This window comes from Vibrio sp. qd031 (assembly GCF_002100145.1).
Classification (GTDB): Bacteria; Pseudomonadota; Gammaproteobacteria; order Enterobacterales; family Vibrionaceae; genus Vibrio.
On record NZ_JXQD01000003.1, the window covers coordinates 122,213 to 138,336 of the forward strand.

Consider the following 16,124-nt stretch of genomic DNA (forward strand, 5'->3'; position numbering starts at 1 on the left):
GTCGATATCAGTTTTAAGCCCTCCCTGGGATCCGCAAAAAATCTAACGCTCTACTATCAAACACCTTTACCTTCAATTTTGATAATGCGTTTAACTGAACACACGACTTTGATTATGAAAAAAATCAAACACAGGCTACAAAAAAACAAAAAAGAAATGGCGTTTCATATTTACATCCAGTAAAAGAAATTAATAATAAAATAACATTCCATTTACAACACTTCGAGCAGTTAAACTCAAAAACAAGGAGAGCAACATGAACGCCATCTGCAAGGCATTGATGAAATCGATTCCCATCGCACTACTGGCACACGAAGCTAGCGCAACCCAAGGTTATGGTGGTGGCGCTGAACTTCCAAATGCATACAGTAAGATTATTGACGCTCGGGATCATGGTGTTATCGCCAACGATGGGCTAGACGATGCTCAAGCGCTACAAGCGATTATCGATCATGAGGTGGTAGACTCTGAAGTCGCACTAACTCTTATACAACTCCCTGCGGGTATCATTAATTTGGGTGATGAGATCCATGTTGATAAATCAGGTTTAGTCATTAAAGGCGCTGGCAGTGATCCGCAGTCAGGGACATCAATTGTGGTGAGTTCATGGTCTCCCTATGGCGTCGACTCGTCAAATGCGCCAGACTTCGATAAAAAGTATTGGCCTGGGTTTGGTGCTTTTCGCGTCGAAAGCCGCCAGAAACATCCGAATGAACAAGCTTATGAAGGCAGTATAAATTTTCATTGGAAGCATTCAATCGAATTCGGAAATACCGCAAATATTGGTGATACCAGCGTACAGGTTGAATCCGGTAAAGCAGGTGAATTCTCGCCTAACGACCTCATTTATATTGGCGCCGCTACGGACGCTGAGTTCTTAGACCAAGGGCAGGTCCCAGAAAGCCGCCGCAACGCTGCACACTTAAAAACCGGGCATATGAGGACTCAAATGTTTAAGGTGGCCAGCGTCAATAACGCAACCGATACTATAACGTTAGATCGACCACTGGAGTTTTCCATCCCCATCAATAATGAAAGTGGGTACAACAGCCGAGCAATGCCCATCACTGCCATCGTCAACTTTGGTTTGCAAGACTTCCACCTAACAATGTCCAACGAAGGTACCGCCTGTGAAGCCTATAACGAACACGCGGTATCATCAGACAACCCTATGGGCGTGTTATATCGATATGAAAACGTCTGTCCACAAGATGCCATTCACGGCATCATTCTAAAATGGGTACAAAACGGATGGGTCGATAATGTCCAAATAGAAATGATGGGATCTCACCCTATTGTGACTGAATTTGCTAAGGACATAACCATTTCAAACAATACTATCCGAGGCTCATGGAACAAAGGCGCAGGTGGCAATGGATATGTGCGAGGCTCTAAGCTCTATAATAGTTGGATCAAAGACAACGATATTAGAGACATTCGCCACCTAGCGCTTCAATGGTCGGCGACTGGCAACGTGGTCGAACGTAACTACCTCAATGTTGATTTAAACTTGCACGGTGGTTGGGAAAGAAACAACATTATTCGTTCCAATACTATCGAGGTACCTTTCGAGCATCGCAGTTGGGCAAACGGCGCGCCAGAACAAGGCTCAACATGGCAACCAATTTGGATTGGTTCAGGTGATCACGCGAGCAAATGGTCAGGCCCGACGGGCCCATATAATGTGTTCATTGATAATACGTTGAGCAAGGCTACAACTGAAAGTAGCGCGATTACACGCTGGAGCTTATTTGACCAACCAGGCGTCGCATATGCATTTAACTGGGACGGAGAAAAATACAAACACATCAATGTAAATGGTGCACCCGCCTCCACTTGGAATCAGCAGATCGCTCAAGATGTTTTTGCATTAGTGCCTTCTTCAGGAGTGATCATCATAGACCCTTCAAACCCAGCCCCTGATCAACCGGAAGAGCCTGTAGAACCAGTAGAGCCTCCTACCGAAATAGGTTGCAGTTCGTTTGTCGACTATGACTGGCGCTCACATTTAGAAGTGACTATTAGTCGCGACCTATGTGTCCGTTTTGATAGAGATTTATCAGGTAACACCCTGCAAGCCTGGGACAGTGACTTAAACAACAGTTGTGATTTCCGAGGTAGTATCAAGTCTGAAGACGGCAGCGGTACATTATCTGTCGCGTCAAACTACACATCGACGAACACTCTAACAGGAAGTGTCATTACATTTAGTGCATCGAATAGCTGTGACTTCGTGAAGATTCGAGCTTACTAGACTTTAATAACGCCAGTATATGGTTCAGCCGTGACAAAAGTACCCAAACGCTGTTACGGCTTGTTTATGTAGTATTGGCTAATGAGGTGCTTAACGTCATCGCAAGCAAAACTACTTTTTGAGTGAAAAAATCTAATTTATCGTTGACAGAGAAATCGCGGAAGCATATATTCATTACACGAACCGCCTATCGGAGTTCTATTACGGTTGGATTTGCCTTATTAGGGAATCAAGAAACCGTTAAAGTTGATCTAAAACGTACTGTAAAACATTCGTTGAAGATCGGAACATTAAACAATGAAACTCATGGCCTCAAGATGTCATAGTCAATGACTAGGGAATGAGATTTCTGGCTTATTGCCAATGCAATAAGCACTATTGCTTTATAAAAGGATAGTATTATGAGAAACATCGACTTATCTCCCCTATATCGCCAAGCGATTGGTTTTGATCGCCTTGTCGATCTGGTTGAAAATACAGCCAAAAAAACCACTAATTCTAATGGATACCCTCCGTACAATATCGAACAAAAAGACGAGCATAGTTACCGTATCACTATGGCTGTGGCCGGTTTTGCTGAGCACGAACTCGCATTAACCCAACAAGATAACATGCTGATTGTCACAGGTGAGATCACCCCTAGTGATGAAAAAGTGAACTATGTCTATCAAGGGATTGCAGAGCGCAACTTCAACAGAAAGTTCCAACTAGCCGATTACGTTACTGTCACTGGAGCTAGTATGGAAAATGGATTACTTCATATCGACTTAGTTCGTGAAATTCCAGACGCTGTGCAGCCACGTAAGATTGCAATCAACAAGTAAATTGTTCGATAAAAACACCCAAAGTGTGTGCGCTTACGTGCAGTAATCACTCTTCGCACACCCAAAAAAAATCAAATTAAACGCGAATAAGCATTAGTAATTCTAATGCTTATTCCAGGGGTATTCATTATGAGTAAGATCATTGGTATTGATTTAGGTACAACAAATTCATGTGTGGCAGTGTTAGACAATGACGGTCCACGCGTAATCGAAAATACGGAAGGCGAGCGTACCACCACGTCTGTTATCGCCTACACAGACGGTGAAACCTTAGTGGGTCAACCCGCTAAGCGCCAAGCGGTAACTAACCCTGAAAATACGCTATTTGCCATCAAGCGACTGATCGGTCGCCGTTTTGAAGACGAAGAAGTGCAACGCGACATCAAAATTATGCCTTACAACATTGTTAAGGCAGATAATGGTGACGCTTGGGTAGAAGTGAAAGGCCAAAAAATGGCTGCGCCTCAAGTGTCGGCTGAAGTGCTTAAAAAAATGAAAAAGACTGCTGAAGACTTTCTTGGTGAACAAGTGACTGGCGCTGTTATTACAGTTCCAGCTTACTTTAACGATGCACAACGTCAAGCAACTAAGGATGCAGGCCGTATTGCCGGTCTCGATGTTAAACGAATTATCAACGAGCCTACAGCCGCTGCACTGGCCTACGGTCTAGAAAAGTCTGGTGGTGATCGTACTATTGCAGTCTATGACTTAGGTGGGGGTACATTCGATATTTCTATCATCGAAATCGACGAAGTTGATGGCGAAAAAACTTTTGAAGTTCTGGCGACCAACGGTGATACGCACTTAGGTGGGGAAGACTTTGACAACCGTATGATCAACTACCTCGTCGATGAGTTCCACAAAGAGCAAGTGATTGACCTTAAACAGGACCCGTTGGCAATGCAGCGCGTGAAAGAAGCCGCGGAGAAAGCGAAAATCGAACTCTCGTCTGCGCAGCAAACTGATGTAAATCTGCCATACGTTACTGCTGATGCCACCGGCCCTAAACACATGAACATAAAAGTGACTCGTGCAAAACTGGAGGCTTTAGTGGAAGATCTAGTACAACGTACACTCGATCCACTAAAACTGGCGCTAGCGGATGCCGATTTAAGCATTAGCTCGATCACAGATATTATCCTTGTGGGTGGTCAGACTCGTATGCCGCTAGTTCAACAAAAAGTAACCGAATTCTTTGGCAAAGAACCCCGTAAAGACGTCAACCCAGATGAAGCTGTAGCACTAGGCGCAGCAGTACAAGGTGGCGTGCTTGCCGGTGATGTAAAAGACGTTCTACTACTTGATGTAACACCACTGTCTTTAGGTATTGAGACTATGGGTGGCGTGATGACTAAACTGGTTGAGAAAAACACCACCATCCCAACCAAAGCAAACCAGGTGTTCTCTACTGCAGAGGATAACCAAAGTGCGGTAACCATTCACGTACTGCAAGGTGAGCGCAAACAAGCGACGTACAACAAGTCTCTTGGTCAGTTTAACTTAGAGGGTATTCAATCAGCACCGCGTGGTATGCCACAAATTGAAGTCACCTTCGATTTAGACGCTGATGGTATCTTGAACGTTTCTGCAACAGACAAGCAGACCGGTAAAGAGCAAAAAATCACGATTCAAGCATCCAGTGGTTTGAGTGAAGCGGATATTGAGAAAATGGTTCAAGAAGCAGAAGCTCATAAAGAAGATGACAAAAAGTTTGAGCAACTAGTCACAACGCGTAACCACGCGGATCAATTAATCCACGGGACCCGCAAGCAAATGGAAGACGCGGGAGCAGCACTTTCGACAGAGGACAAAACCATGATCGAGCAAGCGATCACTGAACTTGAAGCCGTTAAGAGTGGTAACGACAAAGATGTTATTGATGGTAAAGTGCAAGCGTTGACACAGGCAGCTCAAAAACTGATAGAGATTGCTCAGCAACGAGCCCAGACGCAAAGCCCAGAGACTGAATCGCAACAAAACTCGCAAAATGACGATGTTGTGGATGCAGAATTTGAAGAAGTTAAGTAATTGCTAATTAGGCTAAAACCATTCATAGTTTAGCCCAATAGCAAAGTGACTGTATGGCATCTAGGCGCGTGAGGATACTCAGGCGCCTTTTCTATGTTAAAAGTGAGAAGAAGCATGTCTAAACCCGATTATTACCAAGTGCTAGGTGTCTCAAAAGCAGCCTCAGAAAAAGAGATTAGAAAAGCCTATAAGCGCATGGCGATGAAATACCATCCAGATAAAAATTCGAGCGATGAGGCAACAGAGAAGTTTAAAGAAATAAAACATGCCTATGAGATCTTAACGGACAAAGAAAAACGTCAGCAATACGATGACTTTGGTCATGCCGCATTTGAAAATACTGGCTTTAACGGTTCGGCAAGACACTCACAAGGCGCTGGGTTCGACGATATTTTTGGCAGTGCATTTGGCCAGCGTGGACAGGGATTTCAAGGTGGAGGCTTTGGAGGATTTGATGACATTTTTTCTCAAGCCCAGGGCCGTCGCCGCGGACCCGTGGCCAGAAAAGGACAAGACAATGAATTTAAGTTAACCATTGATTTTGTCGATGCAATTAAAGGCACTCAGCTCCCTGTAGAATTGCCCATTAATGGAGAGCAGAAAAAGATCAATGTGAAGATCCCAGCTGGGATAAAAGAGGGAGAAAAAATTCGATTTTCCGGAAAAGGTGGCATTGGACAAAACGGTGGGCCAGCGGGTGATCTGCTCTTGTCTATATCGATTCGTCAGCATGCCTTCTTGCAACGAGAAGACAATGATCTTATCTGCAACACTAAAATCGATATGATCACCGCAGCCCTTGGTGGAGAGATTGAGCTGTCTGTTCTAGACAGTCGATTTAAACTCAAAATCCCAGCGGGTACTCAAAGTGGACGCAAGTTCAAAATGGCAGGAAAAGGTGTTACGGATCGCAAAGGCAATACCGGTAACCTCTTTATTAGCATTCATGTGCAGACTCCCACCAACTTGAGTGAGCAACAACAAGATCTGTTACAGCAACTTAAAGCCACTATGACTTCATAGCACCCTGTTGTATTGCCTGTCGACACTATGTTTTTCACCCAAGCGTATTGTCGATAGCCAATGGTTTTCAAAAGAGTATCGAGACGCTAGCCTCAAAGTTCCAATAATATCGATGAATATTGGACGTTTTTTATAAAGCAGCATTCTAGGTGGGCTGCATATTGGGGCTTATAGATGAAAATATGGCCTCTTCATTACGTGCCTTTAATAAGGGACAAGGAAGAGACCATATAGTGTTATGTTGGTGATTACGTCAAAATATAGGAATTTTAACAGCGCCTAATAGACTAAGAGCTTACTCTTTACCATACACATTGTTTTCTTGCTCTTGCACACGAATAAACGTAGTACGTTTGGTTAGCTCTTTAAGTTGCGCCGCACCCACATAGGTACAGGTTGAGCGAACGCCACCAAGAATGTCAGAAATCGTTTCGTGTACGCTGCCACGAAATGGCAGTAGAACCGTTTTACCTTCTGCAGCGCGATACTTAGCAACGCCACCAGAGTGCTTTGACATCGCAGATTGAGAAGACATACCGTAAAACTTCATGAACGACTGACCGTCTTTTTCAACGATTTCGCCACCAGATTCGCTATGGCCTGCTAGCATACCGCCCAGCATCACAAAATCTGCACCGCCACCGAACGCCTTAGAGACATCTCCCGCACACGCACAGCCGCCATCACCAATGATACGACCGCCTAAACCATGCGCAGCATCCGCACATTCAATGATCGCTGAAAGCTGAGGATAACCTACCCCGGTTTTAACACGAGTGGTGCATACCGAACCTGGGCCAATGCCCACTTTTACAATGTCTGCACCCGCTAGAATCAGCTCTTCAACCATATCGCCGGTTACTACGTTGCCCGCAGAAATGACCTTAGTTGGGAATTCCGCACGCACTCTTTGAACGTACTCAACCAAATGTTCTGAATAACCATTAGCGATGTCGATACAGATGAAAATCAGATCGTCTGACAGCGCCATAATGTCTTTGGTTTTTTGAAAGTCTGCGTCTGAGGTTCCTGTCGAGACAAACACATTGTTCAAGGTGTTCTTTGTAGCCCCTGAAACGAACTCAGCCCACTGCTCAACTGAATAGTGTTTATGCACAGCCGTCATAACTTGATGTTCAGCCAATGCCGCTGCCATTTCAAAACTTGCTACTGAGTCCATGTTCGCAGCGATGACAGGTACACCTGACCACTGGCGACCGCTATGTTTAAAGGTGAATTCGCGAGATAGGTCAACTTGAGAGCGACTTTTTAGGGTTGAACGCTTTGGGCGAAACAGTACATCTTTAAAACCTAGCTTAAGTTCTTGTTCGATACGCATGGGTGTTGTTCCTCAAAAAAAATAAGTCAACGTGTCGTGCGTTTTCGGTCGCCTAATGATGAACAAATAGTAGGCATGCGCGAGTTTCGGACACAAAAAAACCGGAGCGTTGGCATACGCTCCGGTTTTCAGCATTATAGGTCGTGATTTGCGTTGCGCAAGACTGATAATAACGTTCGCTTTGTGATATCTTAGGGCGAAATTACATACCTGCCAAACTGATAAATCTAACCTTTCTCGGCAATTCAATCACTTAAATAACTCACCCTTGCGCAAGCTACGTAAACGTTTACAATCGCTTAAGGAACTTTTACCGTTAATCCGCAGCTTGGCTCACAATTTTTGCAATAGGCGTTAACAAATCGCTGGCTAATAGTCCGATTTTTATTCCATTTTTGCTGGATAACTCAGCTGCATACCCATGAATCAGTGCGCCAACCACAGTAGCATCACTCGGTGATAAGCCTTGGGCGATGAAGCTGGCAATAATACCAGTAAGCACATCTCCCATGCCTGCGGTTGCCATACCTTGATGGCCAATATCAATAATGGACATGTGTTTGCCATCAAAAACAACGGTTCCCGCTCCTTTTAGCAGCACCACACCACCGTATTTTTTGTGCAAGGCTCTGGCAGCCGATAATCGGTCACACTCTATCTCTTTTATACTGCAGCTGAGAAGCGCCGCCGCTTCTCCGGGATGAGGGGTAATCACTTGATTCGGGTTAGGCTTAGGAGAGTCGATCAAAAAATGCAACGCATCAGCGTCTATCACCAAAAACTTATCGCTAAAGATATGGTTCAGCTGCTTCAAGACCAGTGAAAACAAGGTCCTACTCCACCAGTCGTTTTGGCCAAGCCCTGGACCTATGGCGATCACATCGCACCAGTTTAGGCGTGACTCAACGTGAGACTTGTCCCCTTCCCAGCCACTCACCATACATTCAGGGTGAAAACTGAGCACAGCATTGATGTGCTGAGGGTGCGTCAGGCACGCTACCATTCCGGCCCCTGTCCGATGCGCTGCTTTTCCAGCAAGCATTAATGCACCGCCCATCCCTTCATTACCGCCGCATACCAGCACTTTACCAGCGTCACCCTTGTGCGCGGTACTTAATCGATTTGGCAGCATTTTAGCGATATCGCCGTTTTGGTATAAATAGGCAACTGACTGTGTACAGCCCGAAAATTCTTTTTCAACGCCAAGCGTGTCTATCTCAATGATGCCACATACATCTCTTGCGACGCCGGTATGCAGTCCCGCTTTATCAGCTACGAAGGTGATGGTGACATTGGCAACAACACAAGCGCCTTCAGCATGGCCAGTATCGGCATTTAAACCTGAGGGAATATCGATGGACAAGATTGGCGCGTCTGCGTGATTCATGTCACTGATAAGCGCATCAAATACTGGACGAGGGGCCAAATTAAGACCCGTTCCCAATAGTGCATCAACAACTAGGCACGGTCCGCTGTCGATCACATCCCGTATCTGCACATCACTAGCATCAAGCAGGGTTCCTCCGCACTCTAAATAATTGCGCTGCGCTTTAGCTGCATCCCCTAGTAAAGGCCGCTCGCTATCGACTTGGATAAGGGTGACGTGATAATTGGCGTTGAGCGCACACTTGGCAAAAACATAGCCATCCCCAGCATTGTTGCCTCGCCCGCAAACGACTAAAAAACGGTGATACAAAGGGTAATGGCGCTGAGCACAGTCATAAGCAGCTTCTCCTGCTCTTTCCATCAACTGAAACAACGAAATGCCGGCTATTTTAGCTGCCTGCTTCTCTCCGTCTTTGATCGCATTGGCACTGAATAAAGGTGTCATTTGTACCTCACAGTGAAATGGGTTGAGTAACCATACATTTATCGAAACTGGATCTCAGCAATGAGAACACTAAATCACTGGAGAACATTAATACTATGATGACACTCTTACGGTTGGTCCATACAATGAGTTTCTCATCATTTACTCAGTCCCGATTCTATCGCGCTCTTAAAGTCTACCTCATTTCTTCTAGTGTGGTACTGCATTTACTTGTGGTCGTGATCCTCGCGCAGTTTGTTTCTGGCTTTCTAGCCAGTGGCCCCACTTTCGCACAAGCGCTCTCAAATAATGGCAACAACATTAAACAGAACTACCCATCCCTGGAGCCCCTAGGCAGCATGATGCTAAGTGTCGCCGATAAACAAGGCGCAAGCGACTATTACGATGTTCCTTTTGATGTCTCTGATTGGCCTAGTGTTGGCCCAAGAGAGCTCTCCTATACAGAGATGGTACCAAAATCGTTACACGACGCCTTTTTGTATGTGAGCAATGTTAAAGAGTTAGAGCTGGCATTGCGCAATGCCAAGCCACGGTCTGTCATTGTTATCAAACCTGGCGTCTATCTACTCAAGAGTAAACGCGTAGGTCTAAGTAAAGTAGATACCACCGCCGAAACCCCTATTTATCTGGTTGCAGAGAAAACCGGCGCAGTCACAATCGAATTGGACACCAGCGAAGGCTTTTATGTCGATAAGCCTCATTGGCACTTCATGGGAATTAACTTTAAAGGTGTCTGCGCAAGCGACTCGCGTTGTCACCATGCCTTTCACGTCGTTGGCGGAGGAAGCTTTTTTCATCTAGCTCATAGTCAATTAGTCGACTTTAGCTCAGCCATAAAAGTGAACGAATACAAAGGCGTTTATCCTGACTCTGGCGTTATCGCCTACAACCACATATACAATACCCACCCACGCAATACTCGCTCCCCGGTTAACCCCATTAACATGGACCAAGGCAATGACTGGATTGCAACTCACAATATTATTCGTGATTTCTTAAAGTATGGCGGTAACCGCATTTCCTATGGCGCATATTTTAAAGGTGGTGCAGTAGGGGGGGAGATTTCCAATAATCTCGTCATCTGCGAGACCGGTGAGTCGCGAGCGAGAGGCTCCATCGTCGGTTTGTCACTGGGTGGTGGCGGAATGAACATAAAACACCGAAGAGAGAATTCAGAGTTCGAGACCAAAGACATTATAGTGCGCAACAACGTGGTGATGCACTGTACCGACGTTGGGTTATACGTGAACAAAGGGCAAGACTCTGTCATTTATAACAATACTTTCTACAATACCTACGGGCTCGATTTGCGCTTCCCAGAATCCTCAGGAAATAACGTGTTTAACAATGTCATCAACGGGAAAATTCGTAAACGCGATAACGGTACCGGTAAATTAAGCAATAATGTGGTGTTTGACCGAGACTATTGGAGTGGTAAGAACCGGCTTCAACAGATTTACAGCGAACCTCAAAATGGCAAGTTGGAAATCTTAAATCCAGAAGCGGTTGAGGCTTTGATGGACACGACGGAGATACCGTTAAACCAACGAGAAAGTTTTACTGACTTTTGTGGGCAACCCATTACCCCTCCTTTGCTCGCAGGTGCGATACAACTTGGAAGCCGCTGCTTTGGGAGTACAAAATAATTTGGTCAAAACTTAAACACCAATGTCTTGTATTAGATACAGGTTCTAATTCGTTTGTTCGCTACCATTGAAGCAATGTGACAAAGGGATTGGATCATGACTCATAGTAAAAAACGACCAGTGTTTCTCACCATCGCCATGTCAGTTGCGATTTTATTCACGGCTGGTTGCCAAAAACAATCTGCGCAAGAACATGTAGACCAAGCAAAACAGTATCTCAATAGTGGTGACAAAGATGCAGCAGTCATCGAACTTAAAAATGCCATTCAGCAAGATGATGCGTTAGCGGAACCAAGATTGCTGCTAGGTAAAATCTACCTCGAGCGAGGTGGGTATCTGCAAGCTCAACACGAATTCAAGCAGGCCAAAAACAGCGGCTACGATACTCTAGTCATCGATCCTCTACTTGTTCGCGCCTATCTTGCTGCTGACGATGTCGTCAATACGATTGAAGTCGTAGACGATAGCGATGTGACTTTACCTGCCATTAAATCAGAACTGTTTTCGATGAAAGCGCTCGCATTACTAGGGCTTGGTGAGAGTGAACAAGCCGATATGTCGCTAGAGCGTGCCGCAAACTTGACAGACCAAGGGTATTACTATTCTCTCGCCAAAGCGAAGTCGCTTGTTTTTAAACAGCAAGTTGAACCCGCCATTGAAATGTTAGTTTCAGCAACAGTGGCTAACCCAATGAACAGCGATGGCTGGCTATTACTCGGTCACACCTATTCGGCAAACCTGCAACACGATAAAGCTGCCGATGCTTATCAAAAAGCCGTCGACCTATCACCGCTTGCGGTTCAATATCAGCTGCATTTAGCCAAAGCGCTCGTTCGTGACGCTCAATACGACAAAGCTGAGCCCATGTTAGACAAACTGTTTGCCATGGCACCAGAAAACATGCTGGTTAACGAGTTACGTGCCATTTTGTTTTATTCTCGTCAGGATCTCAGTGAAGCTGGCTCTGCCGCAAATATCGCACTGCAAAAAGGCTCGCGTAACCTGCAGCTTGAATTAATCGCAGGGGTCAGCGCTATAGAGAAAAACAATTACCCCGAAGCCGTCCGTCACTTAGAGCCTATCGCACCACTTCTAAACAGAGACCATTTTGCCAATAGACTTTACGCTGTCGCACTGTTCGAAACAGGCGAAATTGATAAAGCGAGAGAGTTCTTAGCCCAAATGGTTGACGGCAGCGAAGAACACGACGACTTTATTGTTAACATGGGTCGAGAATTTCAAAGAATGGGCCGCGTTGATGTTGCTCAATCTATTCTTAACGAGTCTTCAATAAATAATTTATCGCAGCGTGGTCAAGCGCAGCTCGCATTGATGAAGCTGTCTCAAAATGATGCCAGCGGTATTCCAGAGCTGGAAGCGATCATCGAACAACAACCGGAGTTTACTGATGGTACGCAAGCGATTGTTTTCTATCACATTGCTGCCAATGACTTAGAAGAAGCTGAAAAAGTTACCCTGCAATGGTTAGAGCGAGAGCCAGAGAGCGCAAAGGGCCATTTGATGAAGGGTGCCGTTGAGCAGCGCAAGGGAGATTTGGACAACGCACTAATTTCGGCTCGCCGATCATTAGAACTCGATCCGGACGATATACGCGCCCAACTGTTGTTGGCAGAAATACATTTCAACAATGACCAACCAAACGAAGCTTACCAACTACTTACTGAAAGTGCTAAACAGAACCCCAGTGAGTCTGGCATTGCCCGCGCGCTGTTTATGGTTGCAGCAGACATAGACAAAACCAATGACGTACTGGAGCTGTATAAGCAACTCAGTAAAGAACATGGTCAACAGCATATGTTGGCCAAAGCCTATGCCGCAAGCGGTGACCCAACTAACGCCATTGATGTTTTAGAGAGACTGCCAGTAAACGATCGCAATGACGATTCCTATGCACTACTCTCTCGCCTGTATCTGGCTATAGGCGACCTCAAACAAGGAGAGTCGGCAACCGAAAAGTGGGTTGAACTTGCCCCAAATAACCGCATCGCTTTAGAGCAGCTTTTTGCGCTCTATGGACGTAACCAGAAATACCAGTCTGCGGTTACTGTAGGAGAAAAACTCGAGCAGCTATTCCCTAACAATGTGGCCTATACAACCAGCAAAGCACGAATGTACTTAGCTCAGAAAAAGTACACCATGGCAATGGATAGCATTAATGCTCGCGAAGATTGGCAGGGGCGAGAAGCTGATAAGGATTGGGCGATAGCGCATATATACACCGAAAAAGGTGAGCACCGCAAAGCCCTACCGCTTTACCAGCGCACTTATAAAAGCTCGCCAAACGCGAAAACTGCTCTAGCGTTATCTCGGGGCTACCATCAGTTGGGCAATACTAATGAAGCCAAAACATTGCTCACCGAGTTAATTAACCAACAAGTACCTGGCTATGAGTCGCTAGAACTTATGCTGGCCCAGATTCAGTTAGAGGAAGACCCTAATAGCGCTGTGCCACAGTATTTAGCTGTGCTAAAACGCGACCCTAATAACTTGGTCGCGCTCAATAACATTGCGTGGACCTACTTAGAATCGAACCAAATTGACGAAGCCTGTCGATACGCTCAACGAGCGTACGATATCGCGCAGAACCTTCCACAGGTGCAAGACACCTATGGCTATTGTTTATTACAGCAAGGCAACGTTAACCAAGGTGCTCCGTTAATCCACAAAGCCTACCAAGCACTATCTAACGAAGATGAAGTTACTTTGCACTATGCGGAGTCATTGCTTCTAGAGCGTCGCTTTGATGAGTCGAAGGCAATACTCAATAAAGTGAACACTCAGGACTCTCGTTTGCTCGCGCTTAAGAAAAAAATTGAACAGCAACTCGATCAGTAACCAATCAACTAATCACGAGGTGACGCAATGAATGCATGGCTACAGTCAATCTTACGATTTTTGTTCATAGTCATTGTGGTCATTGCGGTGTTACCCGCTTTTGCGTCTGCCCCGGACACGATTGAAAAGGTCAAACCCTCTATTGTTGGCATTGGTACTTATAACAAGCTAAAAACGCCAAGAGCGACCTTACTAGGAACGGGCTTTGTGGTGTCGGAAAACTTAGTGGCCACGAATGCCCACGTTGTGCCAGAGTCCCTTGAAGTAAAGGGCTCGTCAATTGTAATTTTCAAGTCGGTCGGCTCAAAAAATCAATACCAGTCAGCCACCGTAATTGCTCGCGACCGTATACACGATTTGGCATTGCTCAAAGTTCAAAACTTGAAGCTTTCACCGTTGGCTTTATCGACTCAAAAAGTACGTGAAGGAGAGATTTTTCTCTACACAGGTTTTCCGATTGGCGCGGTGCTTGGGCTGCACCCTGCGACTCACCGAGGGATGATTTCTAGTATTACCCCTGTTGCTATACCTGCTAATAACGCAAAAGAGCTTACGGTAGAGCAAGTTAAGCAACTCAAGAAAAGCCCATACAATGTCTATCAAATTGATGGCACCGCTTACCCAGGGAACAGTGGTAGCCCGGTTTATGATAGCGAGAGTGGCAACGTGGTCGCGGTTATCAATAAAGTCTTGGTCAAAAAGACCCGAGAATCTGCATTAACGGACCCAAGCGCAATCACCTACGCGATTCCTGTTGAGCACTTGCGAGCATTAATTGCCAGCCAGTAACTCTGGGGACGAATAAAAGCGATCAAAAAAGGGAGCACTTGCTCCCTATATTAGTTTTGGCTTAAAACTTATCTTTTAATGCGTCGCGTACCAGCCAACGCTAACACCATGAGTAAGCCACCAACGCCCATCGAACCACTTGAAGGGCCGAAATTGAAAGGGTCACTTCCTACAATGATTTTCGGCGACTCTCTGCCTGCCAGTACGTCGTCTATCCAGTCGTTGTATGCGGCGACTTCTGTGAAAACTGACGTGAATTCTACGTTACCATCTTTGTACTCAACACCACATTCTGTCGGTCCAAAACTGGTAATTCCAATTTGAATTATTTCTCCGTTGTTATCCCAATATAAAGGACCGCCAGAGTCACCTTGACAAGTAGAGTTAAGCAATGAACTACCAGAAGACTCATACCCACTGGTACATATCCTGAATCCATTTTCAAAAGCTATATCACACCCTTCAACTACATACAGTGTGGTAACCTGTAATTGATCTTTATCACTATAATCGTTATCAGTATAACCATGACCAACGGCAAGATGATTGAGGCTAGTTTCAGTATATTCGTCTTGTTGAGTGGTTTGACCTAGGGACACAAATTCTGAAGAACTCACTTGTAATGACTGAGAAACTTCAACAATGGCAATGTCGTTTGGCCATGCGAGAACTGAACTGTCTCTATAGCTATCAGGGTAGTAAATATTCGTCGCTTTAACCTTGTGTATAGTGTCATTCGCGTATTGGTTCTTATTGTCCAATTGAGGTGCTACGTAGGTATTGTTCACTGCATCATCATCGCCAAAAATACAATGAGCTGCAGTTAACACATGGTAGTTGTCCAAAATCGTGGCACCACAGTACACCGTGAAGTACCCATTAGATTCATATACTAAACTGGCGATTGACGGGTAGCTGGCGGATGAAGTATCCGAGCCGTTGATAATGCGTGTTTCCACGTCACTTGCGTTAGCCCCCATTGATGAGAACAATAATAGTGAAGTTAGCAGGGTCACGTTCTTCATGCGGACCACATCCTTATGTCAGCAAATATTTCAGCAGTCTATCATGGTTATGTTTAAATGAAACTAAACGTAAGTAAATCCACACACCACTCTTAAACTTGATTAACGGCCTAATTAGCACTGTTAAAATCCGCCTTTAATTTAGAGTACCTCTATATATAACAAAAAGTTGGCCCATAGATTGGACCAACTTTTTCAATGCACTTAGGTTAGCGCTTATACAGTTTGCGTCGACCGACAGCTGTCATCAAGAGTAAAAGTAGTACCGCTATTGAGCTACTACCGGCCTTTGTCGCATTAAGCGTAGCTGACTCGCTCTCTGATCCACCGGTTGACGAAGAGTCATTGGTCGGTAAATCAATAGTATCCGACGTTCCTTTTCCTGGCTCTGGAGTTGGTTCCGGCGTTGGCTCTGGAGTAGGCTTTGGCTCTGGTGTCGGCTCTGGCTCTGGCGTCGGCTCTGGCTCTGGAGTCGGCTCTGGCTCTGGTGTCGGCTCGGGCTCTGGCGT

The 16,124-nt window shown here is 45.4% G+C and carries 11 protein-coding genes; 7 read left to right on the top strand and 4 right to left on the bottom strand.

Annotated elements, in window-relative coordinates:
• Positions 1–256 precede the first annotated feature (256 nt).
• The 4 genes from ST37_RS02945 (at position 257) to ST37_RS02960 (ending at position 6,129) form a co-directional block, all read left to right on the top strand.
• On the top strand, positions 257–2,254 hold the full coding sequence (locus ST37_RS02945; RefSeq protein WP_084883675.1) for a hypothetical protein: 1,998 nt from the start codon (positions 257–259) through the stop codon (positions 2,252–2,254).
• A gap of 401 nt (positions 2,255–2,655) precedes the next feature.
• A complete protein-coding gene (locus ST37_RS02950; protein WP_084883676.1) occupies positions 2,656–3,078 on the top strand; it encodes an Hsp20 family protein in 423 nt (140 codons plus the stop codon).
• A gap of 129 nt (positions 3,079–3,207) precedes the next feature.
• Positions 3,208–5,106: a molecular chaperone DnaK gene (dnaK, locus tag ST37_RS02955; RefSeq protein WP_084883678.1), complete on the top strand. Its 1,899-nt coding sequence runs from the start codon at positions 3,208–3,210 to the stop codon at positions 5,104–5,106.
• 114 nt (positions 5,107–5,220) lie between these two features.
• Complete coding sequence (locus ST37_RS02960; RefSeq protein ID WP_084883680.1) at positions 5,221–6,129, top strand: DnaJ C-terminal domain-containing protein; 909 nt, start codon at positions 5,221–5,223, stop codon at positions 6,127–6,129.
• 295 nt (positions 6,130–6,424) lie between these two features.
• On the opposite strand, the gene ST37_RS02965 is transcribed toward ST37_RS02960, so the two are convergent.
• Both ST37_RS02965 and ST37_RS02970 read right to left on the bottom strand, forming a co-directional pair.
• Positions 6,425–7,468 carry a GMP reductase gene (locus ST37_RS02965; protein WP_084883682.1) on the bottom strand — a complete coding sequence of 348 codons (1,044 nt, stop codon included), beginning with the start codon at positions 7,466–7,468 and terminating at the stop codon, positions 6,425–6,427.
• A 316-nt stretch (positions 7,469–7,784) separates the two neighbouring features.
• Positions 7,785–9,299 carry an NAD(P)H-hydrate dehydratase gene (locus tag ST37_RS02970; RefSeq protein WP_084883683.1) on the bottom strand — a complete coding sequence of 505 codons (1,515 nt, stop codon included), beginning with the start codon at positions 9,297–9,299 and terminating at the stop codon, positions 7,785–7,787.
• Positions 9,300–9,424: 125 nt separating this feature from the next.
• Here ST37_RS02970 and ST37_RS02975 point away from each other — a divergent pair, with 125 nt between their 5' ends.
• The 3 genes from ST37_RS02975 to ST37_RS02985 all read left to right on the top strand — a co-directional run bounded on the left by ST37_RS02975 (position 9,425) and on the right by ST37_RS02985 (position 14,590).
• Entirely contained in the window at positions 9,425–10,945 is a 1,521-nt protein-coding gene (locus tag ST37_RS02975; protein WP_084883685.1) for a hypothetical protein, read from the top strand.
• 96 nt (positions 10,946–11,041) lie between these two features.
• On the top strand, positions 11,042–13,801 hold the full coding sequence (gene prsT, locus ST37_RS02980; protein WP_084883686.1) for an XrtA/PEP-CTERM system TPR-repeat protein PrsT: 2,760 nt from the start codon (positions 11,042–11,044) through the stop codon (positions 13,799–13,801).
• Positions 13,802–13,828: 27 nt separating this feature from the next.
• Positions 13,829–14,590, top strand: a complete 762-nt coding sequence (locus ST37_RS02985; RefSeq protein ID WP_084883688.1) for a serine protease — start codon at positions 13,829–13,831, stop codon at positions 14,588–14,590.
• 68 nt (positions 14,591–14,658) lie between these two features.
• Here ST37_RS02985 and ST37_RS02990 read toward each other — a convergent pair whose 3' ends face one another.
• Both ST37_RS02990 and ST37_RS20090 read right to left on the bottom strand, forming a co-directional pair.
• Positions 14,659–15,615, bottom strand: coding sequence for a trypsin-like serine protease (locus ST37_RS02990; RefSeq protein WP_084883689.1), 957 nt, complete (start codon positions 15,613–15,615; stop codon positions 14,659–14,661).
• A 209-nt stretch (positions 15,616–15,824) separates the two neighbouring features.
• Positions 15,825–16,124 (bottom strand): hypothetical protein (locus ST37_RS20090; RefSeq protein WP_197687443.1); only part of this gene is annotated, 300 nt, incomplete at its 5' end.